We start from the raw sequence: 23579 nt of genomic DNA, 5'->3' as shown, positions 1-23579 counted from the left end.
TAATAACCTGGTCTAGCTGGGCTTCTTCATACGGTCCTCCACGTGTGCGCGTCGTCCAGTGTAAAGCAGCGAACGGGCCTGGATCGAGCCCCCGGCACTCGGTGCCGAGCGGAGCGGACACGGCTGCGCCCGCCCGTCCTACGAGGCCGCACAACCCCGAGAACAGGCGCTCACCTGCATCGAAGATGATTTCCCCCGCCCGGAGGACGGCAAACCATCTGTGCCGCGGCTAACTCGTCCGCGACCTCGATGAGACATTTCCGACAGGGGTGTGACAAGCCTCAGACGGTATCCGACCGTCCGGGTTCTTTTGTTTCTTGTGCTTTTCAGCACATTTTCAGCAAACAAGATCAGTGGCGTTGCACACACCGCGCGCGATGACCGACGGCAGCCGCTCAGCACAGGGCGGAAACTGCGCGGATCAACGCCAGCCGATGCAGCGGATCCATGCTCTCGAGCAGGGAGAACACGCCGTGCGCCAGTCGTTCCATGCAATCGGGCGCGGCCAGTTCGGCCCGGTGCTCGGCGAGCTGGTCCATGATCGCCGCGTTCAGCCGATCGATCGCCGGACGCACGTCGGTCAGATCCGGTGGCGTACTCGGGGCGGCGACGGGGTCGAAGCGCCACCGCGCGATCAGGCCGTACTGCACCGTCTTGCTGGCCTCGATCTGGCCGAAAAACACCCTCCTGACCCAGTTTTCGGGCAGGCCGCGGGCCGCGCCGATGCGCGCCATGGCGTCGTAGACCTCCGCCTCGCGCGCCGGGTCGTCGATGACAGGGGCCGATCCGTCGCGCGCGGCGTCAGCCCACTTGGCGGCCGCGACGGCGTCGGCGGTGTCGAGACGCTGGGCGATCAGGAGGACGAGCGGGTCCAGTGACCTGTACAGCGGCTCGCCGGGAACCGGCCGATCGCTACCGGCGGCCCACACCAGCAGCACCGCAGACAGCAGTGCCACCGCGACTGCGCGCATGCTCCCGCCCGTTCGCTCGACAACGAATCACCCAGTCAGATTAGGTGAAACCGCCGTTTCCGCTGTGAGCCTTGCCACATCCGCCCCGCCATGCTCGGTGTGTCGGGGTTCTGCCTGTCACGCTGGGACAACGAATCTGTGACAGTTTCGCCAAGCTGCCAAACGACTGGGACGACGTAGAGGATGTGAGATCCCCATGACCGTCACCGGCTTGTTCACCTGGCTCGGCGGAGGTCAGACCGGTGAACTCACCGAACGCCACGAACGCGCCAGCTATGCCGTCACCGGCGCGGCGGTCGCGCTGTTCGCCCTGGTGGCGGGGGTCGTGACGACCTTGGCGCTGGCCGTGACCGACGGCTGGCCGCTGTTCGCCGTCGTTCCGGTCGCGCTGATCGTCGCGCTGCTCGCCAGCACCGTCGGGCGTGCGCTCGCCACCGCGCGGCCCGGCCGCATGCCAGACCGGCTCGGTCTGGCCGGACGGATCGCGGTGGCCGTCCTGGCGGGCGCGCTGCTCGGCGAACTGGCGAGCACGGCGCTGTTCGGCGGCTCGGTGAACCGTGTCCTCGACGAAAAGGCCCATGCCGCCGTCGAATCCGCGCCCGCGGTGGCCGAGGCCCGCGCCGACCTGGACCGGGCGCGCGCCGACCGCACCGCACTGGATCAGACCATCACCGCCGCGCAGGCGGATATCGATCGCTCGCTGGTGATCGCGCGGTGCGAATTCAATCCCACCCCGGAATGCCCGCAGACCAGGATCACCGGCGTGCCGGGCCGGGGACCGGAATCCCAGACCGCCAACGAGATGCTCGATGATGCCCGCGCCCGGCTCGCCGCGGCCCGCGACCGCGCGGCCGCGCTCGACCGGCGCGTGACCGACGCCGAAAGCGCGACGGCCGCAGCCCGATCCGCCGCCTTCACGGACGGTGATCGGGGACTCGGCGCGCGCTGGGTCGCGATGAACGATCACGCGGCGACGGGCGGCGCGCTGCTGCTGCGGTTGGCGAGCCTGATCGCCTTCGTACTGCTCGCCCTGCTGCCGCTGCTGCTGCGCTGGTGGCGCGGGGAGACCTCGTTCGACCGGCACGCCGCGGCCCGCGCCGTGGTCGACCGCGCCGAACGCGAGGCCGACGCGGCTATCGCGGTCAAGCAGGCCGAGGTGCGCGCCGAGGCCGAGCGCCTGCGCGCCGAACAGCAGCTCACCGCCGCAAAGCTGGCCGTGGAGGCCGACACCGCCATCGACAGGGAACGCCAGCGCACCCGCGTCATCGCGGCCATCGGCGGCCTGGAGATCGGCATCACCGAACCACGCGGCCTCGACAAGCCGAGGCACCACGAACTGCCGGCCGGACCGGCTGCCGATCGAAAGGACAGCTCCGTGTCTCAGGACGGGATCGTGACCCCGAACCTGCCGGCGACCGTCGGGACGGCCGTGCCCGCGCCGACCACGAGCCCCGGCCAGCTCGCCCCTGCCGCGCCGCGCGCCGAGGAGCCCAAGGGCGGCGGGCTGGAGCTGCCGATCATCGGCACGGTGCCGTTCACCGACACCGCCGCGCGCTGGATACGGCCGCTGGTGCCCTCCTTCGTGGCCAACGCGATCGACACCGCGACGCACCCGCTGCGCACCGCGCGGCAGGCCTTCGAAGAAGTGGAGGAGATCACCTTCACGCTGCGCCGCACCAGAAAGGTGACGGTGGACTCGCATGATTCGCACGCCCAGGCCCAGCCACATGCGGTCGCGCCGCAGGTCGGCTACCAGCTGCCGCCCGGCTCGCCGGAGGCCTGGCACGCGCACCGCATCGCCTCGGCCGTGGTCGACGTGCCGCACCCGGCCGGGCACGACCCGCGGTACTCCGCGCTCGCCCAGGGGTACGGCCCCTACTACGGCCTGCCGCCCGTCGCTCACCCTGGCGAGCTGACCGCTCGTGAGCAGCGAGAACTGCCGGGCTCCGGTCGGCGGGAGCTTCCTCCCGGCCGCTGATCGAGCGATCGGCGCACGATCCTGCCGGTGTCGCGCCGTTCGTGCCGAGACCCGATCGCGCCGAGCTCTGATCGGCGTGCATCCAGCCGTCGGGAGATCTCCGAGTGGGTTCGCGCCGGGCGTTCTACTCTGCACGCATGCCGGTGGTGGGTGAGGTGACGACGCGGACCGCGCCGTGGGGTTCGCGGCTGCTCGGGTCAGCGCAGGAGTCCTCGGGTGCGCGACGGATCCGCATCCAGCTGCTGCTCACGGTGCCGCTGCTGACCGCGAACTTCACCGGCATGATCGTCTCCATCGCCCTCGGCGGCTTCGTGCTGCCCGGTCCCTCGGTGTTCACCCGCGAGCTGCTGCCGCTCGACGCGATCGCCGCGCCCGTCTATGCCGCGCTGGCGACTGTGTTCGGCATGGTGTGGGGCACGACGCGCGGACTGCGCGCACTGCGCTGGGCGACCGATCTCGACCACGTTCCCACCGAAGCCGAACAGGCCGCCGCGGCCGCGGTGCCGCGCAAGCTGGTGGTGCACCAGGGTTTGCTGTGGTTCGGCGGACTCGTCCTGCTCACGCCGCTGTACGGGTTGGCGGATCCGGAGCTGATCCCGAAGGTCGCGTTCGCCGTGGGGATCAGCGCGATCGTGGTGTGCGCGAACAGCTATCTGATCATCGAGTTCGCGCTTCGGCCGGTGACCACGCGGGTGCTGGAAGCCGCGCAGGCCCATCGCCGCCGCGGCATCGGCGTCTTCGGTCGCTCGCTGCTGGCCTGGATGCTCGGCTCCGGCGTGCCGGTGGCCGGACTGATGGTGATCGCCGTGCTCGCGCTGGCTCGTTCGGATGTGAGCGCCGAGCGGTTGGCCGTGTGCGTGCTCGCGCTCGGCGGCGCGACGCTGGTGTTCGGCCTGTTGCTGATGACCCAGACCCTGGCCGCCACCGTCGCGCCGATCCGCGGCGTGCGGCAGGCGATGCGTCAGGTGGAGAAGGGCGATCTCGACGTCTGGCTCGCGGTGTACGACGGCACCGAATTGGGCGAGCTGCAAAGCGGATTCAACCACATGGTGCACGGCTTGCGGGAACGCGAGCAGATCCGCGACCTGTTCGGCAGGCACGTCGGCCAGGACGTAGCGGACGCCGCACTGGCCGCCGAGCCGGAACTGGGCGGGGTGGAGACCGACGCGGCGGCGCTGTTCATCGACATCATCGGCTCGACGACGATGACCGCGACCCGGTCCGCCACCGAGACCGTCGCCCTGCTGAACCGCTTCTTCGGGCTGGTGGTCGACGAGGTCGAGCGCTGCGGCGGGCTGCTCAACAAGTTCGAGGGCGACGCGGCGCTCGCGGTCTTCGGCACTCCCACTCCCCTGCCCGACGCGGCGGGCGCCGCACTCGCCTGCGCCCGCGCCATCCGCGCGCGCCTCGGTGAGATTCTCGAACTCACCGCGAGTATCGGCGTGGCGGCGGGACGGGTGGTCGCGGGCAATGTCGGCGCGCACCAGCGCTACGAATTCACCGTCATCGGCGACGCCGTCAACGAGGCCGCGCGGCTGTGTGAACTCGCCAAACAGGATTCGGGGCTGCTCCTGGCGTCCGGGTCGACCGTCGGCGACGCGGACGCGGAAGAGGGCGAGCACTGGCAGCTCGGCGAGTCGGTCACGCTGCGCGGCCGCATCGCGCCGACGACCCTGGCACGGCCCCGCTGAACCACCACGGCGGTTCCCGATCGGAACACGGGACCCGCCGCGCCGCCCCGGCAGGCCCCACCATCCACTCGCGACGAAGGCCGAGTCGCCCTGCCGCGCAGCTGCCGGTGGCGCTGGGTCGATGATCCGCTGGACCACCGAATTCGACACCGCCGCCGACCCGGCCCTGGCACGGCAGCCAGTAGCGATGGGTCAACGATGTGTCGAATCACCGAATTCGCCTGGCCACCAACGCGCCCGGACCCCGCACGGCAGCAAGTAGCGCTGTGACGACGATGCGTCGAATCACCGAATTCGCCTGGCTACTAACAAGCCCGGCCCCCACACGGCAGCCAGTGGCACTGGGCCAGCGATGCGGTGGATCACCGAATTCGCTCGCGCCGCCGACACGCCGGGCCATCGCACGGCTGTCGACGCGCTGGCGCCACCCACACGCTCGGCCTCAGCGCTGAGTGCTGAAGCGATCACACGACCGCCCGCACCGGACTCGCACCCCGCCAGGAGCGCGAGTCCGGTGCCGGATCAGGACCGCGCCGCGCGCAGGCGGAACGCCACCACGGCGGCGATCAACAGCACCGACGCGGTGCCGAGCGCGGCCAGGTGGATGCCGGAGACGAAGGCCTCGTGCACCGAGACCAGGAAGGTCTCGGCCGCGGCCTCCGGCAGCTGGCGGGCGAATTCGGTGGCGGCGCCGAGTGATTCGGACGCGACGCCGACGGACTCCGCGGGCAGCTCGGACACGTCGAGGCCGTTGCGGAAGATCGCCATGACCACACTGCCGAGCAGCGCGACGCCGAGGGCGATGCCGGTCTCGTAGGCGGTCTCGGAGACCGCCGCGGCCGCGCCGGCCCGCTCAGCCGGAGCGGAGCTGACCACCAGATCCGACGACACCGTCAGCGCGACACCGACGCCGGCGCCCACGCCGAGGAACCCGAGGATGAACAGCACCGTGCTGGTCGCGGCGTCGGGACTGAGCCAGCGGAACAGCAACGCGCCGAGCGCCGCCGTCACCAGTGCGCCCGCCAGCACCGCGCCCGGCCGGAAGCGCCGCAGCAGCCAGGCCGCAGCCAGCGACGCGACCACGCTGGCCACCAGACCCGGCAGCAACAGCAGACCGGCCTGCATCGGCGACTTGCCGAGTACCAGCTGCAGATACTGCGAACCGAAGAACAGCACACCCGCCAAGGCGAACACCGCGAGCAGGTTGGTCACCACCGCGGTACGGAACCTGGGCAGTGCGAACAACTTCAGGTCCAGCATCGGATGCGCGAGCCTGCGTTGCCTGCGCACGAAGAGCACGCCCGCGAGCAGGCCCATCGCGGCTGCGGCGACCAGCGGCGCGGTCGGACCGTGCGCCGCGGCTTCCTTCACCGCGTACACGATCGGCACAAGGGCCAGCATGGAGAGCACCGCGCTGGGCAGGTCGAAGCGGCCGGGGTTGGGGTCGCGCGATTCCGGGATCAGCACCGGGCCGAGCGCGACGAGTACCAGCATGACCGGCAGGTTCACCAGGAACACCGAACCCCACCAGTAGTGCTCGAGCAGCCAGCCGCCGAGCAGCGGACCGGCCGCCGCGCCACCGCCCGCCATCGCGCTCCACACCGCGATCGCGACGGTGCGCTGGCGCGGGTCGAGGAACATCGACCGGATCAGGCCGAGGGTCGCCGGCATCAACGTCGCGCCGGCGACGCCCTGCAGCACGCGGGCCGCGATGAGCATGTGCGGCGAGACCGCCCATGCCGCGACGGCAGAGGCGAGGCCGAAGCCGACCGCGCCGATGAGCAGCAGCCTGCGCCGCCCGATCCGGTCGCCGAGGTTGCCCATCACCACGAGCAGACCGGCGAGCACGAACGAGTACACGTCGATGATCCACAGCAGCTGCGGCGTGGTGGGGGCGAGGTCGGCGCTGATGGCGGGCACCGCGAGGTCGAGAACGGTGGCGTCTACCGCGAGCAGCAGCAGGGCGAGGGCTAGTACGGCGAGGCCCGCCCACTCGCGCGCGGTGGCGCGCGACGGTGCGGTGCTGTTCTTCGGCGCGGCGGTGGCCGCGGTCGTCGTCTGGGCGTTCATCGACTTTCTCGACTTTCGTCGTCTTCGGTAGTTTACCGTCCAGACGGTACAGTACAGGACGTTACCGTCCAGCCGGTATAGTTCGCGGGGTGACGGCAAACACCCGCGACCGGATCCTGGACGCATTGGAGACATTGCTGCTGGACAAAGGCATGTCGCAGGTGACGCTGGAGAACGTGGCCGCCGCGGCGGGCGTCTCCAAGGGCGGGCTGCTCTATCACTTCAAGAGCAAGGACGCGCTGCTCGCGGGACTGGTCCGCCGAGTCGCCGACCGGGCCACCCAACAGCTCGACGACGCGCGAGCCAAAGGCATCTCGGCTGCGGAGTGGTATCTCCAGACGCCCAACCAGGACAACGCCGCCGACGCCGTGGAACTCGAGCTCTACCGCTCGCTGCTCGCCACCATGCGCACCATCGACGCCCATGCCGGTCCCGAGCTCGACGACATCCAGCGGGCGCTGGCCGAACTCATGGCCACCTGGTCGGACGGACTGGACGCCGAGATCGACGACCCGGTGCGCGCGGACGTCATCCGGCTCGTCGGCGACGGGGTGTACCTCCGCGCACTGCTCGGCATACCGCAGATCGACCCGGAGCGGTACCGCCGAGTGATCGCTCGCCTGCTGGAAGCCTGACGTACGCGGGGCCCGCGTGGTCACGCTGCGCTGCCTCCGCCAATCCCGACGCCCGGCCGCGGCGCCCATTAGACTCGGCCGCGTGTTACCAGCCGCTGACCCGGCCGGTGCCGTCGGGGCGGGGAGCGATCCGGTACCAGGGTCCCCTGGAACGACGGTGCCGATCCGGCCGCTGACCTTCCGCGAACTGCTCGACCTGCCGTTCGCCCTGATTCAGGCCAACATCGCCACGCTGGCCGGTACGGCGGCGGCCGCGCTCGTGGTGTCCGAGGTCGTTGTCGTGGTGATCACCGCGAGCGTCTCCGACGCGACCGGCGGGTCCGACGCGGGCACGGCGTGGGCGGCGATCCTGTCGACCGTCGCGTGCGCGTGGTTGCTGCGTCTGCTGCTGCGCGGCGTGACGGTGCCGGTCGGGTTGGCGAGTATCGCGGGTGAGCGGATCGGCTGGCGGGCCGCGCTGGTCCGGATGCGCGCGACCGCGCCGGGGCTGCTGATCGGTCAGCTGTTGTTCACGCTCGTCGGCGTCGGCGTCTTGGCTCTCGGCGCGCTGCTGATCATCACCTTTCCTTTCGCGGTGATCTGGCTCGGCTACCTGCGCGCCAAGCGATTCCTGGTCGCGCCGGTGCTGTTCGCCGAACGCGGCTCGCACGGCGACGCGGTGCGCCGCACGAAACTCCTTGTGGGCGGCTCGGAATGGTCGCTGACCAGCCTGTGGCTGAGCCAGCGCGTGCTGTTCACGCTGCTCGCCGTTCCGCTCCTCGCGATCCCTTGGTTCGTCTCGGATTTCTCCGGCACCCATCGCTGGCCGGTGATCGTGCTGCTCACCTCGGCGGTGCTGCTGCTCGTCGCGTTCGGCGAGATCGTCGAGGCCAGCACGCGGGTGGTGTCCTACATCGATCTGCGCTGCCGCCGCGAGGGTCTCGACATCCGGATACCGTCCGGAGGCGCGCGGTGACGCATCCCGAAACCCCGCCGCCCCCGCGTCTCGGTCCGGCCGCCGACCATCGCGCCGCCGCCGAGGAGGCCGCTCAGCGCCGCGACTTCGACCGGGCGCTGCGCGAGCGCTTCCGTGCCGTGCTGCGCGGCATGGAACAGCGCGGTGTGCTGGAGGTCCGCCGCTCCCGGACCGCCGACGAGACGGTCGACGACGTCTCGGCCGTGCTGCCGCTCGAGGTCACCACCGAACTCCAGCCCGCCGCACGCAGTTTCGACGAGGTCGTCTACGGCGGCCGCGCGGCCACCGAGGACGAGTACCGCAGGCTCGAATACGCCGACCGCTTCTCGGCCGCGGCTCCGCCGCCCGCCGCCGAACCCACCGAGCTGACGCCGGTGGAGACCGCGCCGCGCACCCGCCGCAAGCTGCCGCCGCTGCCGAAACTGCTGCGCGATCCGAAGTTCTGGGCGGCGCTCGCCACGGTGGCCGTGATCCTGCTCCTCGTTTACGGCGCCATGCAATCCTGCGGCGCGCCCAACGCGCCGAAACCACCGCCGGACATCCCGCCGCAGCCGCCGCCCTCCAACGGCGACATCGACCGGCCAGACATCGGCCCCGGCGAGGACTCGATCTTCTCCCGGCTGCCTGCGCCACTCGCCTTCGGCGGCTTGCAGTTGCTGATCGCGGCCGCGCTGCTGGTGTGGTGGCGGGCCAGGCGGCGCGGCGCGCTGGTCGGCGAACCGCGGCCGGTGGAGGTCGCGGCCAACGAACTGCTCGCGGGCCAGGCCGCGCTGTATCGCCGGTCGCGCGACCACGATTACGTCGCCGCGAAACTGCGCGCGGCCACCCTGCGCAGGCTGCGGCCGTTGCTCGGGATCGGCGCCGACGCGCCGCCCGACCTGCTCGTCGCGGCCATCGCGGCACGCATCGGCGCGGACCGGCAGCTGATCGGGAACGCGTTCTTCGGCCCGGTGCCGAACGCTGACGCGCTGCGCGTCGTCGCCGCACAACTGGAATGGATCGAGACGGAGATCGGATGACCACGGACATCACCAAGGCCGCCACCGCCGAGCAGGCCGTCGCGGCGTTCGGCGCGCTGCGCGCGGAGATCGGCAAGGCGGTGGTCGGCAACGACAACGCGGTCATGTACCTCGTGCTCGCGCTGCTGTGCCGCGGTCACGTGCTGCTGGAAGGCGTGCCAGGCGTAGCGAAGACGCTGCTGGTCCGGGCGCTGGCCACCGCCCTCGATCTGGACTACGCGCGGGTGCAGTTCACGCCCGACCTGATGCCGGGCGACGTCACGGGATCGCAGATCTACGACCCGCATTCGGCCGAGTTCACCTTCCGGCACGGTCCGGTGTTCACCAATCTGCTACTCGCCGACGAGATCAACCGCACGCCGCCGAAAACCCAGTCCGCGCTGCTGGAATCGATGGAGGAGCGGCAGGTATCGGTCGACGGCAAGCCGCAGCCGCTGCCCGACCCGTTCGTCGTGATCGCCACGCAGAACCCGATCGAACAGGAGGGGACCTACCCGCTGCCCGAGGCGCAGCTGGACCGGTTCCTTTTCAAGGTCGATATCCAATTGCCTGGCCGCGACGACGAATTCCGCGTCCTGCAACGGCACGCGGCCGGTTTCGACCCGCGCGATCTCGCGGCGGCCGGACTGCGACCGGTGGCCGGGCCCGCGCACATCGCCGCCGCGCGCGCCGCCATCGCCACCGTGACGATCAGTCCGGAGGTGCTGGCCTACACCGTCGATCTGTGCCGGGCCACCCGCACCGCGCCGGCCGTGCAGCACGGTGCGTCGACGCGCGGCGCGACCGCGCTGATGGCGGCCTCGCGGGCGTTCGCCTGGTTGAACGGGCGCGGCTTCGTCACGCCCGACGACGTGAAGTTCGTCGCGGTGGCCGTGCTGCGGCACCGGCTGCACCTGCGGCCGGAGGCGGAGCTGGACGGCGTCACCACCGAGGGCGTCATGTCCTCGCTGCTCGGCTCGGTCCCGGTTCCGGTCTAGCAGTGGTCGTCACCGGTCGTCTGGTCGCCGTCGCCGCGGTGCTCGGGTTGTTCGTGGCTGTCGTGCTGCCGTCCTGGTACGGGGTCTCCCTGGCGTGCGCCGCGCTGGCGATCGCGGTGCTGTTCGACCTGGCCGCGGCGGGCGGGTCGGGCGATCTGACCCTGACCAGGCCGGAGCTGACCACCGTGCGGCAGGGCCGCGCCGCCGAGGTGGAGCTCACCGTGGTGAATACCGGAGCGCGCACGGTGCGCGGCCTGCTCTGGGACGACTGGCCGCGCAGCGCGCGCACCGAAAACCGCAGGCACACCCTGGAACTCGCGCCCAACACCAAGGTGCGGCTCGGTACGTCGCTGCGGCCGGTCCATCGCGGCGACCGCGTCGCCGGTCCGGTGACGCTGCGGCTGCTCGGCCCGCTCGGCCTGGCGGGCAGGCAGGCCAGGCGCACCGTGCCCGCCAGGGTGCGGGCGCTGCCCGCGTTCCGCAGCGAGCGGCTGATGCGCTCGAAAGTCAAACGGCTGCAACATCTCGAGGGGCGCAACGTCGCCAACACCCGCGGCCAGGGCAGCGAATTCGATTCGTTCCGCGAGTACGTCGCGGGCGACGACGTGCGCTCCATCGACTGGCGCGCCACCGCGCGCGCCACCGATGTGCTGGTGCGCACCTGGCGCCCGGAACGAAACCGGCACGTGCTGATGCTGCTCGATACCGGCCGGGTCAGCGCGGGACGGGTCGGCGAAGGCACCCGCCTCGACGCCGCCATCGAAGCCGCGCTGCTGCTCGGCGGGCTGGCCGCGGCGGCGGGCGACGGCGTCGATCTGCTCGCCTACGACCGCGCCGTCCGCACCGAGGTGCGCGGCGTGCGCGGCAACCGCCTGCAACTCCAGCTCATGCACGCGCTGGCGGGTGTGACCCCGGCACTGGTCGACACCGACAGCGCGGGCCTGGTGCGCGCCACCATCGAACGGGCCCGCCGCCGCAGCCTGGTCGTCTGGTTCACCAGCCTGGACGGCGCGGCCGTCGAGGAGAACCTGCTGCCGGTGCTGCCCGTCCTCGCGCACCGCCACCGCGTGCTCATCGTCTCGGTGATCGACCCCGACATCGCCGCGGCCGCCACCACCCGCGACGACGTCTACGCCGCGGCCGCAGCCGAAACCGTCCTCGCCGAACGCGCCTTGGTGCAGGAATCCCTGCGCCGCAAGGGCATTGCCGTCGTCTCCACACCTCCCGACCGCCTGCCAGAGGCCTTGGCCGACGAATACCTCGAGCTCAAGCAGTCCGGCTCCCTCTGAGTTCAGGAGTTTTCGCAGATTCCGTCGCGCGACGCACAGCTGTAAGCCTGCGCGGGCGGCGAAACAGTTCGCCTTGGGCGCGGTTGGCTGTGTACCGCGGTTGGCTGTGTACGAAGTAGCGGCGCGACGCCGACGAGACCTGCTGTGGATGGTTCTGTGTGGAGACCTGCCGTGAGCGCGTGGAAAGCGATTACGCGACACGGACGAGAGCTCGCGTGCGCGACTGCGGATGAAACGACTACGCGACGCGAACCAGGCCTGTCGTGGGCGGTGCGAGAGCGCGGCGTTGGCGTTCTGCGACGACCGCGCCGAGGATCTGGATCGGCGGGTAGCCCTGCGGAGCGGAGATCCGGAGGTGTGCGCAGAGGGCGGCGACGAGCGCTTGACCGAGGCTCGCCTGGGCGGCCGGGGTGAGGGTGCGCAGGCGGGTCAGGTACTGACGGATGGCCAGGGCCAGGTCCTCCGGTACGCCGGAGAGGTCGAGTCCGGCGGCCCAGCCCACGAGCCAGGGCGGCGCGAAGGCCAGGGCAGGAGCGGGCAAGGCGCGCTGGGCGTGCACCACGACCGTGCCGGCGAGCACGTCGCCGACGCGGCGGGCGTTCGGGGAGCACATCGAGGTGATCACCGCGATGGCGCCGAAACCGCCGAGCATCCAGAAGTCGACGATGACGCCGGCCAGGCCGCGCGTCATGGCGTGGCGGAAATCGATGGGTCCGCCGTCGGTGCGGACGACCCGCAGGCCGAGCGCCAGCTTGCCGACCGACCGGCCGCGGCTGAGCGTCTCCCACGCCACCGGATAGCCGACCAGCACCGCGACGACGGTCGTGAGCATGATCGCGTCACCCCACGCCGGGTCAGCGCCGCTGCGCACCACGAGCAGGCCCGCGAGCGCCACGCACAGCACGCCGAGCGTGAGCTGCACCACCAGGTCGATGAGGAACGCGGTGGCGCGTGTGGGTATCCGCGCGATCGGAAGCTCGAGGGCGACCGCTTCGCCGGTGGTGAACTCAGCCATCTCGATAGCATTCTTGCGACCGGCGGTAGTGGGAGGCAACCGATATGGACGTAGACGCATACAGTTACGCGCACCGGCGGTCCTGGGACCGGCTCGATCAGCTGGCGCGCAGGCGCAAGCTGAGCGGGGCCGAGTCCGACGAACTGGTAGCGCTGTACCGGCGGACGTCACAGCAGCTGGCCAGGCTGCAATCGCACAGCCCCGATCCGGAACTCATCGCCGGGCTCAGCGCCTTGCTGGCCAGGGCGCGCGGACGGGTCCTCGGCACCCGGACCGACACCTGGGGTGAGATCGGGCACTTCTTCGCGCACCGCTTCCCCGCCGCGGTCTACCGCGCGTGGCCGTGGTGGGCGTCGGTGGCCGCGCTGTTCGTCGCGGTCTCGGCATGGCTGGCGATCTGGATCGAGGGATCGGGCCGGGCCCGCGAGCTGTTCGGCATCACCTCCGACAACTCCGCGATCACCGCGCCGGGCGGCGCGTTCGAGACCTACTACACCGAGCACCCGAACGACGCGTTCGCCGCGCAGGTGTGGACAAACAACGCGTGGGTGGCTGCGATCGCGCTGTTCACCGGCGTGCTGATCCTGCCCGCGGTGTATCTGCTGTTCATGAACGCGCTGAACGTCGGCATCACCGCCGGGCTGATGGCCGAGGCGGACCGGCTCGATTCGTTCTTCGGCTTCATCCTTCCGCACGGAACCCTCGAACTGACAGCGGTTTTCGTGGCGGGCGGCGCGGGACTGAAGCTGGGCTGGACCCTCATCGATCCCGGTCGGCTGAGCCGCGTCGAGGCGGTCGCCCGGCAGGGCAGGGCGACGGCGACGATCGCGCTCGGTTTGGTCGGGGTGCTGTTCGTGTCGGGACTGCTGGAAGGTTTCGTGACGCCGAGTCCGCTTCCGGCCCCCGTGCGAATCGGTATCGGCTTCGCGGCCGAGGCGCTTTTCCTCGCCTATGTGTTCGGCGCGGGGCGAAGGGCGGCGCTCGCGCAGGACGCGGCGGCGGCTTTGCCGGTCGAAGAATCGGAGCTTTGGCAGACAACCTCGGGCACACGCTGAGTGGAACGGCTCCGGACAATCGGTAGCAACGCCATGCGGCAGATCGGTTGCGATATCCCCCATTTGAGTTCCGCTGGCCGCAGCGAGTCGCTGCTCAGCTGCGGCCAGCGTTGCCGTCAACTCTACACAATCGTTATGCCCGCGCAACCCTCCACGCCAGTGTCGAGCGTATAAAGCAGCGCGCCAGCAAACCCCTGTGACCACCCACTTTTTCAGACTGGCAGCTAACTCTTGGCTGACGCTCGGTTGCCCGAATTCGACCCTTCCGAACGCGCCCGAAGTGCCCTTGAAAGCCACTCGGTCGACCCTTTCTCGCGCCGAACAATTGGCTACGGAATGGTTAGCCAAAGCTTCCTTCGCGCACCGGTATGTAGCCGCAACAACGCATCTACCAGCACTTTTGTCAACTCTATTTTTGATAACTACGGGTTCCAGGAGCGAAAAGAGACCCTAAGTTTGTTTACTGCGCCTCAAACAAGATCATCACCTAGTCATGGCGGCATATGACGTACTCGAATCAGGCGGAAGTGGATGGTTGCCAGGCGCGGAATTGCCCGCCCGCGTCCGAACATCGAGCGGTACCCCAGCACCGAAACCGCAATCGAAACCGGTCGTGTGATCTTCGCCTCACCATCCCGCTCACCGATCCAAAAGACCAGGGCCGGGCCGGTTTCGGGTATTGAAACGACCCGCGTCCGGCCGAGCGGGAAACTCGGCCGGACGCATTCAGGTGTGTTGACAATCACGCCTCGGCGAGACCGATTCGCGCGTGCACCAGCCGCAGCGGGCGCGGCGCGAACCAGGCCGCCGGGCCGAGCAGCCGCATCGCCACCGGAACCAGCACACCGCGCACCAGTGTCGCGTCGATCAGGATGGCCAGTCCGGCGCCGAGACCGAAGAACTGGATGAACCGCACGTCGCTGGTGACGAAGGCGAGGAAGCTGATCGAGATCAGCGCCGCCGCGGTGGTCACCAGCCTGCCGGTGCGAGCCAGCCCCTCGACGACGGCGTCGTGCGTCGACGCGCCTTTGTCGTGCATCTCCTTGATCCGGCTGATCACGAAAACCTCGTAGTCCATGGACAACCCGAATGTGATGCAGAACAACAACAGCAGCATCGACACGTCCAGCGGAGCCGGCGTGAAGCCGAGCAGACCGGACAGGTGCCCGTCCTGGAAGACGAAGACCATCAACCCGAGCGTGGCCGCCAGGCTCAGCACGTTCGACAGCAGCGCACGCAATGGCTGCACCACGCTGCCGGTGAAGAGGAACAGCAAGACGAAGGTGGTGAGCACGATCCAGGCCACCGCCACCGGCAATCGCGATCCGATCGAAGCCAGGCTGTCGCGCAGCTCGGCGACCTGCCCGCCGACCAGAGCCGTTGCCGGAGCGGGCACATCGCGCACCCGGTCGACCAGCTCGCGCGCCTCGGCCGAGTTGCGGTCGAGATCGGTGAGCACGGTGAGGCGTTGGGCATCGGGCTTGGCGAACCGGGCGTCCGCAGGCGAACTCGCGGTGCGCACGCCGCGCACGAAAGTGCCAGCGCTGGAATCGACCTGGGTGACGTGCGTCACTCTGGACAGCGCGGCCGCGTAGTCGGCGAGCGGAGCCGTCTCGACCCCCGAGGAAGTGACGACGGACAGCGCGTTGGCGTCACTGCCGCCGAAATCATCGCGCAGCGCGTCGCCGACCTGTCGAACGTCGGTGCTGGTGGGGAGCACGCGATCGTCCGGCGTGCCGAACTGGACATTCAGCAGCGGCGCCGCGGCCAGCAGCAGCGCGGCCACCACCGGAATACCGGTGACCAGTGGACGTCGCATCGCGAAGCTCGCCACGCCCGCCCAGAACGGCGCCGCGTCACCGCGAATACCGCGCACGCCCGGGATCTTCCACGCGTCGGACTTGGCACCGAGCGCGACGAGCAGCGCGGGCAGCGTGATCACGGCGGCCGTGGCCGAGATGGCGACCACGCCGATGCCCGCGTAGGCGAACGAGCGCAGGAAATACTGCGGGAAGATCACCAGCGAGGAGAGCGCCGCCGCGACGGTGGCGGCGCTGAACACGATGGTGCGCCCTGCCGTCGACACCGCACCGACGACCGCGTCGTCGGTCGACGCGCCCGCCGCGCGCCGTTCACGGAAGCGGCTGACCATGAGCAGCCCGTAGTCGACGGCGAGACCGAGACCGAGCGCGGTCGTCAGGTTCACCGCGTACACCGACACATCGGTCACCGACCCGAGGATCGACAGCTCGGTGAAGGTACCGAGGATCGCGACACCGCCGACCACCATGGTGAGCAGCGCGGCGACCACATTGCCGAAGGCAAGCACGAGCAGCGCCAAGATCAGCGGCACCGCGATGCCCTCGGCCAGGCCGAGATCCGCGCCGATCTGTTCGGTGATGGCGTGGAAGATCGCGTTGGTGCCGCCGATCCTGACATCAGCGATCGGGCCGTCGGAGCGATACTCGGCGACGATGTCTCCGGCGATCTCGGTTCCCCTGGTGGGATCCTGATCGGCCCCGCCCGCCAGGATCACCGCGGCCGTTCCGTCTCCCGACCGCATCGCGGGAGAGCCGGTGTCCCAGTACGACACCACGTTGACCAGCCGGTCGTCGGCCGCCAGCCTGCGCGCGAGCTCCCTGCCGAATCCGGCCGTCGCCTCGGCGTTGACGTTGCCCTGCTCGGCACGGATCAGGAAGACGTAATCGGTATCGGCGCCGAACTCGTCGGCCAGTTGAGCGGTCGCGGTGCTGGATTCCGCGTTCGGATCCTCCTGACCGCCGGGTTGCATCTTGCTGAAAGCCGTGACGCCGAGCGCACCGCCCGCGATCAGGGCGAGCACGCTCGCCACGAGTATCCAGCGTGCGTGGCCGGCCACGAAACGGCCGAGTCGTTCGAACATATCGAGCCTCCGGGTAGCATGTGTTCATGCGTAAACTTTATGGGCGTTAACTTGCCACCAATGTGTGCGAGTGTCAACATCGAAGAGGTGACGACATCGGAATCAGCGACCGAACAGGCGGCGCGGCGACCCCATCGTGAAGGCCCCTATCACCACGGGGACCTGCGCAATGCCTTGGTGCGCGCGGCCGCGGAACTCGCCGAGAACGGCGGGCCTGAGGCGGTCACCGTCCGGGCCGCCGCCCGCCGCGTCGGGGTCACGCCCACCGCCGCCTACCGGCACTTCACCAACCACGAGCAGCTGCTCGGGGCCGCGCAGGAGCAGGCGCAGCAGACTCTGTTCGACGCCATGGCCGAGACCATCCGGATGTTCCCGCCCGACGCCGACGCCGTGACCCGCCTGTTCGCGGTCGGGCGCGGATACATCGTCTTCGCCATGCGCGAGCCCGGCCTCTTCCGCACCGCGTTCTGCAACCGCGAGCAGGACGGACCGGAGGACTGGAACTCCCCCGCCTTCGACCTGCTCTCGAATCTGCTGGACGAGCTGGTCGAGATCGGCTTCACCGATCCCGCGCACCGGCCGGACGCCGAGTTCGCGGCCTGGTCCGCGGTGCACGGCATGGCCTCGCTGCTCATCGAGGGTGCGCTGCCCGACCAGGGCCGGGAGGCGAAAGATCTCGCCATCGCACGCACCCTCGCGATGGTCGAGCGCGGACTGGCGACGGGGCCGAACGCCGCGCACTTCCCCCGGAGCGCGCAGCTCGCAGCAATGCTCGACGAATCGGACTGATCGACGCGGTGCGCACAACCTGTGGATAAACGCGCGGATGTCGTTGTGAGCGGACGCGGTTGTGTGTGCGCGACGCAGCGCCGACGGGTTATCCACAGGTCGGGCAGTGGGGCAACACTCCGCAAACAAGCGTTCTACCAGCGAAAACAAGGATCTTGTCTGGTGCGGCTCCAGGATCCCCGCTGGCGCGCAAAGAGTTTCACGTACCCTCCGCCAAGTTGTCCACAACCTGGCGCACATCCCCTGCGCCGCACACGTTTTCCACAGAAACGCCCGGGATATCCACAGGCCTGTGCGTAGCGATCAGCCGACCCGCAAAACGCCGGTAACCGTGCCTTGCAGCACCCGCCCGCTCGCGGTGATCAGCGGGGACATCTGGAGCGGATCGTCCACGACGGTGCCGGGCAGCGGCGTGTTCGAGACCACCGCTCCGGTGCCAGGATCCGACGGTGAACGCGTAGCCGTCGAGCGGCGTGGTGACGTCGAGGCCGCGCCTGGTCACCGTGTAGAGGAATCCGTCCGCGGTGGACAGGTGCGGCACGGCCGCGCTGCGAACGGTGTTCTCCCAAACCGTGCGGCAGCCGCCTGCGGCATCGATGTCGACGCGGGTCATCCCACCGGAGAACGGCGCGCTCGGCGGTACGGCAGGGCCGGCGTCGTCCGGCACCGCGGGATACGGATAGCCATAGGTGCTCGCCACGAACACGGACCCGCCGACCCCGATCGGCGAATTCTCGCTGCCCGCGCCGCCCTCGGTCAGCACCGGCTGTGCGCACACCAGCTGCCCGGTACCCGAGGCGTAGACGAGCACCCGCACCTGTCCGTCGGCGTTGTCCACGATGGTCAGGTAGTCGGCGCCGGTGCGCGGGCCGAAGTAGGTCGGGGTGGAGCCGGTGCCCCAGCTCAGCTGCCCCGGTTTGCGCGCGGAGCCGCGGTCGTAGGCCGCCCGCCAGACGACCTCCGGCCGTCCGTAAGCGTCGGCGTGTAGTTCGTAGAGGGCGTGCGTGGTCGCCACGGCGATCCGCCCGCTGGGCGCCGCGGAAATGCTGTTGGCCACCAGCTCTCCGGCGGGCAGCGCCACGGTCGAGGCCGCGCCGGCCGGAGTGACCGAGCCGACGACCCCCTTGCCGGTGGCGAACCAGACATTGCCCGCCCAGTCCGGGACCAACCCGGTCACGTTGTCGTCGGCCGGAATCGCGCCGGAGAGATCGATGCGTGTGTCGACACGCAGCTGCCAGCCGCCTCCTGAGTCCTTGGTGTGCGCGACGCGCAACAGCGCGCGATCCCCATCCACCACGACGAGTCGGTCGGCGTTGTCCAGGTACGCGTATACGCCGCCGAGCAAGCTGCCCTTGGACAGTTCCAGCGAGGCGAGCGAGCGGCCGACCGGCCCGGCGCCCGGTTCGAGCAGGTGCACCGTCGGGGCACGTCCGACGATGGCCGTGCACAGCGCGACGACGAGCCCGTCGGAGCCTTGTAGCAGCGTCGGGCACGCGGCGCCCAGCGGATAGGCGCCGACCGCGCGAAGACCGGGGCCCGGCCCCGCCAACGGCGTCGCGTCCGAAGACCCCGCGTCGCCGTGCATGGTCGACGTGCCGTTCGGGCCGAGATGCGGATTCGGTGGCGCGAGCGGCCCCCACTGCTCGGCCGCCCGCGCCTGGCCCGGCGACCCCAGCGCCAAGAGGCAGGCAGCGAACAGCACGAGCGACCGACCGTGCCGCGAAGGCACGCCAGAGGTGTTACCCATGGGAGGTACGTAATCAGACGGCGTGTCCGGGCGTGGCCAGGGGAACCTCGACGGCCCTTACATCAACGCGCCGCCGTCGATGCGGATCTCGGTGCCGGTCATATAGCGGCCGTCGTCGGAAGCGACCATCGCGACCACGCCCGCGATGTCCTCCGGCGTGCCGAGCGCGCCGCCGTTGAGCCAGCCCGTCAGCCGGGCGAACAGGCTGTAGTCCACGCCCTCCGGCTGGTCGAGGATCGATTTGGTGGTGATCCCACTGGTGATGCCGGCGGGCACGATGTTGACCGCGCGTAAACCCTGCTTGGCGTATTCCAGCGCGATCGAATGCGTGAACGCGCTGACCCCGCCCTTCGACGCGGCGTAGGCGGCGAGGTACGGCGCGGCACTGTAGGCAGCGGTCGAGGACAGGTTGACCACCACACCGTGCCCCGAATCCACCAGTGCGGGCAGCGCGCTCTGCGTCATCAGGAAGGTCCCGGTCAGGTTGACCGTGATGACCTGGTTCCACGCCTCCAACGGCATCTCGTGCGTCCGCGCAGGCCGCAGAATCCCCGCCGCGTTGACCAGCACATCCAGCCCGCCGAGAAACTCGAGCGCCGCCGCGGTCCCCGCCCGCACCGACTCCACGTCGGCGATGTTCACCTCGAACGCGCGAAACCGCTCCCCCGCGTCCCCCGCCTTTTCCGCGGTGACATCCAGCCCAGCCCGATCGATGTCGAACCCGACCAGCTGCGCCCCCTCGTCGAGCAGCCGCAGTGCGATTCCCTGCCCGATCCCCGACCCAGCTCCGGTGACGACAACCCGACGACCCTCGTATCTACGCATGCCCAAAATTAGAACAGGTTCCTACAAGGAATCAACCCATCCCGCCACCATATTTCCCATTTCCCCACCTGCAACCGGTTCCAGAACCCCTACAGCCTCAGCCCTCGCGCAACGCACACATATAGATAAGGCCCCACACCCAGCCCCACCATCAACCACATCCACGAACAACCCGCCGAAACGCAGCGATCGCCACACTCCCCCAGCCCCGAAGAACAGCAGCAACACCGCCAAAAGCGCCCAATCGGTCCCCACCAGACAGTGCCCACGCCCCACCCGCCGAGGCCCCACTGGGTACCTACCAAATAGCGCCCACCCGGTACCTACCAAACGGGGGGCTAGGGGGCAGAGCCCCCAGGCGGGGTGCGGGGGCCGCGCCCCCACAAAACACACGAAACGATAAGAGGCTCACGCTCTCCGTGAGCATGAGCCTCTTATCGAGTGCAGTGGGCGAAGGGGGACTTGAACCCCCACGTCCCGAAGGACACTGGCACCTGAAGCCAGCGCGTCTGCCATTCCGCCACTCGCCCGAGCGACTCCGGAACAGTATCACGGGGTCTGTGGAGAAACGAAATCGGCAGGTCAGTGGGGCTCGAGAGGCTCAATGGGCAGCACGGGAACCCGCCGGGGTTTCCAAGAGTTACAGGTGTGGAGGATCGTGGATATCATGCAATGAACGTGGTCGTTGCGCGACACGCCATGCGCGTGTGTCGTTGTTATGAAGCTGGGAACGAGATAGGAAGACGCTCACCGAAGGGAGGCCGAGATGGGCATCGTTTCGCGGTTCGAGCGTCGTCTGCAGGGCGCCGTCGGTGATGTGTTCGCCCGGGTCTTCGGGGGCAACGTCGTGCCCCAGGAGGTGGAGGCGGCGCTGCGACAAGAGGCCGCCGACCACGTCCAGGACTTGGGCGGTGGTCATCTGCTGGCGCCGAACAGCTATGTGATCACCATCAACTCGTCCGATCGCCAGCAACTGGACGCCGACCACGACCTCACGACCCGCGCGTTCGCCAAGCATCTCCAGGACTACATCCGCGATCAAGGGTGGCAGACCTATGGCGAAGTACACGTAGCGTTCGAGGCATCACCTACGCTGCACACCGGACAGTTCAGGGCGAGCGGCCGCGTCGATCCGGACGTCGGCCGTCGAGCTGCACCCGCTCACAGCCCGGAACCCACGCCACAACGACCTGCACACCCGCAACCAGGAGCTGGCCCCATGACGCAGAACTCTGGCTACGACCCGAGCCGTGAGCCCGCGGAGTCCGATCCACGCAATCGCGGGTACGCACCTCCGCCCGGCGGGCGGGCAGGTGGTCCCCAGAACGGTGCGTACCGCGACGATTACGGGCGCGGTGCCGCGCCGTACGGAGCCTCCGAATATCAGGCGCCGGACTCGCAGCAGGCCTACGGCGACTATCAGAACGGCTACGACTACCAGCAGGGCGGCCAGGGCTACGGCGGCGCCCAGCAGGGCTACGCCGACCAGGGTTACGGCCAGCAGGGCGGCGCGGGCTACGGCGACCGCGGCGGCTACGGCCAGGGCCAGCAAGGTTTCGGCGACCAGGGCTACGGCGCGCAGGGCTATCAGGAGCCGGGTTACGGCCAGCAGGGCGGCGGCTACGGCGACCAGGGCTACGGTCAGCAGGGCTACGGCCAGCAGCAGGGCTACGGTGACCAGGGCTATGCCGATCAGGGCTACGGCCAGCAGGGGTATGCCGGTCAGCAGGGTTACGGTCAGCAGGGCTACGCCGAGCCCGGCTACGGAGATCAGGGTTACGCCGATCAGGGCTACGGTTCCGAGGAGCAGGGCGGCTACGGCCAGGCCTATTCGCAACAGCCCGGCTACGGCGGTCAGCAGGCGGGTTACGCCGCACCGTCGTACGGCGGCGGCGCCGCGGCGGGCTCCGGCTACTCGGCCACGCTGCAACTGGACGACGGCAGCGGCCGCACGTACCAGCTGCGCGAGGGCAGCAACATCATCGGCCGCGGCCAGGACGCCCATTTCCGGCTGCCCGACACCGGCGTCTCGCGCAGGCACATCGAGGTCCGCTGGGACGGCCAGACCGCGATGCTGTCCGATCTCGGGTCGACCAACGGCACGCTGGTCAACGGCTCTCCGGTCCAGGACTGGCAGCTCGCCGACGGTGATGTGATCCGCGCCGGGCATTCCGAGATCCTGATCCGTATCGTCTGATCCCGTAAGCTCGCGATGCAGGTCACGACATGGCCCTCACGGATTCGTCGGTCGTATCGTGATCGGAATCGACTGACGGCCCTATGATGCTGCCAACGCGCGCGGCCCCGAACCACGGGGCCGGCAAGCCGAGCAGGCTGTGGGGGTGGGTCGAACCGCACCTACGGCACCGACGTACCTACGGTCGAACAGGAGGTGGAACGCCGTGCAGGGACTGATCCTGCAATTGACCCGTGCGGGGTTCCTGCTGCTGTTGTGGCTGTTCGTCTGGGCGGTACTGCGGACCTTGCGCAGCGACATCTACGCGGCATCCGGCATACGGATCCAGCCCAGGGCCGCACGCGGTTCCGCGGTGCTGCCTTCCTTCAGCCGAGGCCAGAAGGGCGCCAAATATCTTGTGGTGACTCAAGGTTCACTCGCCGGCACCCGCATCTCACTCGGCACCCAACCGGTGCTGATCGGGCGTGCGGACGATTCGACGCTGGTGCTCACCGATGATTACGCCTCCACCCGACACGCGCGACTGTCCCCGCGCGGTGACGACTGGTACGTCGAAGACCTCGGCTCGACCAACGGCACCTATCTCGACCGCGCGAAAGTCACCACCGCCGTCCGTGTTCCGCTCGGCACCCCGGTTCGTGTCGGCAAAACAGTGATCGAGCTCCGATCGTGACACTCGTTCTCCGCTACGCAGCGCGCAGCGACCGCGGTCTGGTCCGAGGCAACAACGAAGATTCCGTCTACGCGGGCGCCCGCCTGCTCGCACTCGCCGACGGCATGGGCGGGCACGCGGCGGGTGAGGTCGCGTCGCAGCTGATGATCGCCGCGCTGGCGCATCTCGACGACGACGAGCCCGGCGACGATCTGCTCGGCAAGCTCGACACGGCGACGCGGGCGGGCAACGCCGCCATCGCCGATCAGGTCGAGGAGGAGCCCGAGCTCGACGGTATGGGCACCACGCTCACCGCGATCCTGTTCGCGGGCAAGAAGCTCGGGCTGGTGCACATCGGCGATTCGCGCGCCTACCTGTTGCGCGGCGGCGAGCTGGCGCAGATCACCCGCGACGACACCTTCGTACAGTCGCTGGTCGACGAGGGCCGGATCACGCCCGAACAGGCGCACACCCATCCGCAGCGTTCGCTGATCATGCGCGCACTCACCGGCAACGAGATCGAGCCGACGCTGATCATGCGGGAGGCGCGCGCGGGCGACCGTTATCTGCTGTGCTCGGACGGTCTTTCGGACGTGGTGAGCGACGAGACCATCGCCAACACCATGCGCGAGGGCAGCACCGACGAGTGCGCCGATCGACTGATCGAACTCGCGCTGCGCAGCGGCGGTCCCGACAACGTCACCGTGGTCGTCGCCGACGTCATCGATCTGGACTACGGCCAGAGCCATCCGATCGTGGCGGGCGCGGCCTCCGGCCAGGACGAGGACAGCCCGCCGCCGAACACCGCGGCC

17 protein-coding genes, 1 tRNA gene and 1 pseudogene are annotated in these 23579 nt (G+C 69.6%); 12 read left to right on the top strand and 7 right to left on the bottom strand.

Features of this window, described 5'->3' with window-relative positions:
• Window positions 1-395: 395 nt before the first annotated feature.
• Window positions 396-971: a gamma subclass chorismate mutase AroQ gene (gene aroQ / locus NX1_RS28790; RefSeq protein ID WP_068066114.1), complete on the bottom strand. Its 576-nt coding sequence runs from the start codon at window positions 969-971 to the stop codon at window positions 396-398.
• A 196-nt stretch (window positions 972-1167) separates the two neighbouring features.
• On the opposite strand from aroQ, the gene NX1_RS28785 reads away from it, so the two are divergent.
• Both NX1_RS28785 and NX1_RS28780 read left to right on the top strand, forming a co-directional pair.
• Window positions 1168-2949 carry a DUF4407 domain-containing protein gene (locus NX1_RS28785; RefSeq protein ID WP_068066109.1) on the top strand — a complete coding sequence of 594 codons (1782 nt, stop codon included), beginning with the start codon at window positions 1168-1170 and terminating at the stop codon, window positions 2947-2949.
• 137 nt (window positions 2950-3086) lie between these two features.
• A complete protein-coding gene (locus NX1_RS28780; RefSeq protein WP_068066106.1) occupies window positions 3087-4640 on the top strand; it encodes an adenylate/guanylate cyclase domain-containing protein in 1554 nt (517 codons plus the stop codon).
• Between the two features lie 522 nt (window positions 4641-5162).
• Here NX1_RS28780 and NX1_RS28775 read toward each other — a convergent pair.
• Window positions 5163-6710: an MFS transporter gene (locus NX1_RS28775; protein WP_068066102.1), complete on the bottom strand. Its 1548-nt coding sequence runs from the start codon at window positions 6708-6710 to the stop codon at window positions 5163-5165.
• 89 nt (window positions 6711-6799) lie between these two features.
• Here NX1_RS28775 and NX1_RS28770 point away from each other — a divergent pair, with 89 nt between their 5' ends.
• The 5 genes from NX1_RS28770 to NX1_RS28750 all read left to right on the top strand — a co-directional run bounded on the left by NX1_RS28770 (window position 6800) and on the right by NX1_RS28750 (window position 11585).
• A complete protein-coding gene (locus NX1_RS28770; RefSeq protein WP_068066099.1) occupies window positions 6800-7345 on the top strand; it encodes a TetR/AcrR family transcriptional regulator in 546 nt (181 codons plus the stop codon).
• A gap of 157 nt (window positions 7346-7502) precedes the next feature.
• Window positions 7503-8300: a hypothetical protein gene (locus NX1_RS36605; protein WP_157120160.1), complete on the top strand. Its 798-nt coding sequence runs from the start codon at window positions 7503-7505 to the stop codon at window positions 8298-8300.
• Window positions 8297-9319: a DUF4129 domain-containing protein gene (locus NX1_RS28760; RefSeq protein WP_068066093.1), complete on the top strand. Its 1023-nt coding sequence runs from the start codon at window positions 8297-8299 to the stop codon at window positions 9317-9319. The genes NX1_RS36605 and NX1_RS28760 overlap by 4 nt, the downstream gene beginning before the upstream one ends.
• Window positions 9316-10296, top strand: a complete 981-nt coding sequence (locus NX1_RS28755) for an AAA family ATPase (protein ID WP_068066090.1) — start codon at window positions 9316-9318, stop codon at window positions 10294-10296. Before NX1_RS28760 ends, NX1_RS28755 begins: the two co-directional genes overlap by 4 nt.
• Before the next feature lie 2 nt (window positions 10297-10298).
• The gene (locus NX1_RS28750; RefSeq protein WP_068066082.1) at window positions 10299-11585 is read left to right on the top strand and encodes a DUF58 domain-containing protein; all 1287 of its coding nucleotides are present in this window, start codon (window positions 10299-10301) and stop codon (window positions 11583-11585) included.
• Window positions 11586-11823: 238 nt separating this feature from the next.
• On the opposite strand, the gene NX1_RS28745 is transcribed toward NX1_RS28750, so the two are convergent.
• Window positions 11824-12600, bottom strand: a complete 777-nt coding sequence (locus NX1_RS28745) for an RDD family protein (protein WP_068066080.1) — start codon at window positions 12598-12600, stop codon at window positions 11824-11826.
• A gap of 44 nt (window positions 12601-12644) precedes the next feature.
• Between NX1_RS28745 and NX1_RS28740 the strand changes: the two genes are divergently transcribed.
• A complete protein-coding gene (locus NX1_RS28740) occupies window positions 12645-13655 on the top strand; it encodes a stage II sporulation protein M (protein WP_068066077.1) in 1011 nt (336 codons plus the stop codon).
• 742 nt (window positions 13656-14397) lie between these two features.
• Here the strand turns inward: NX1_RS28740 and NX1_RS28735 are convergent.
• A complete protein-coding gene (locus NX1_RS28735) occupies window positions 14398-16557 on the bottom strand; it encodes an MMPL family transporter (protein WP_068066074.1) in 2160 nt (719 codons plus the stop codon).
• A gap of 60 nt (window positions 16558-16617) precedes the next feature.
• Between NX1_RS28735 and NX1_RS28730 the strand changes: the two genes are divergently transcribed.
• Window positions 16618-17346, top strand: coding sequence for a TetR/AcrR family transcriptional regulator (locus tag NX1_RS28730; protein WP_068066071.1), 729 nt, complete (start codon window positions 16618-16620; stop codon window positions 17344-17346).
• Between the two features lie 303 nt (window positions 17347-17649).
• Here the strand turns inward: NX1_RS28730 and NX1_RS28725 are convergent.
• The 3 genes and pseudogenes from NX1_RS28725 to NX1_RS28715 form a co-directional block, all read right to left on the bottom strand.
• Window positions 17650-19093: pseudogene (locus NX1_RS28725) on the bottom strand (hypothetical protein).
• 57 nt (window positions 19094-19150) lie between these two features.
• Window positions 19151-19918 carry an SDR family NAD(P)-dependent oxidoreductase gene (locus NX1_RS28720; protein ID WP_068066065.1) on the bottom strand — a complete coding sequence of 256 codons (768 nt, stop codon included), beginning with the start codon at window positions 19916-19918 and terminating at the stop codon, window positions 19151-19153.
• 447 nt (window positions 19919-20365) lie between these two features.
• Window positions 20366-20448 (bottom strand) — tRNA-Leu (locus tag NX1_RS28715).
• Between the two features lie 236 nt (window positions 20449-20684).
• Between NX1_RS28715 and NX1_RS28710 the strand changes: the two genes are divergently transcribed.
• The 3 genes from NX1_RS28710 to NX1_RS28700 all read left to right on the top strand — a co-directional run.
• Window positions 20685-22115: an FHA domain-containing protein gene (locus NX1_RS28710; RefSeq protein ID WP_068066062.1), complete on the top strand. Its 1431-nt coding sequence runs from the start codon at window positions 20685-20687 to the stop codon at window positions 22113-22115.
• Window positions 22116-22320: 205 nt separating this feature from the next.
• Window positions 22321-22788, top strand: a complete 468-nt coding sequence (locus tag NX1_RS28705) for an FHA domain-containing protein FhaB/FipA (protein WP_067786390.1) — start codon at window positions 22321-22323, stop codon at window positions 22786-22788.
• Window positions 22785-23579: PP2C family protein-serine/threonine phosphatase (locus NX1_RS28700; RefSeq protein ID WP_169812305.1), on the top strand; the 795-nt coding region annotated here is incomplete at its 3' end. The genes NX1_RS28705 and NX1_RS28700, both read left to right, overlap by 4 nt.

Source organism: Nocardia xishanensis NBRC 101358 (assembly GCF_001613365.1).
Taxonomy (GTDB): Bacteria; Actinomycetota; Actinomycetes; order Mycobacteriales; family Mycobacteriaceae; genus Nocardia; species Nocardia xishanensis.
The sequence above is the reverse complement of the archived record's forward strand: the minus strand, read 5'-3'. Positions and strand labels throughout refer to the sequence as shown.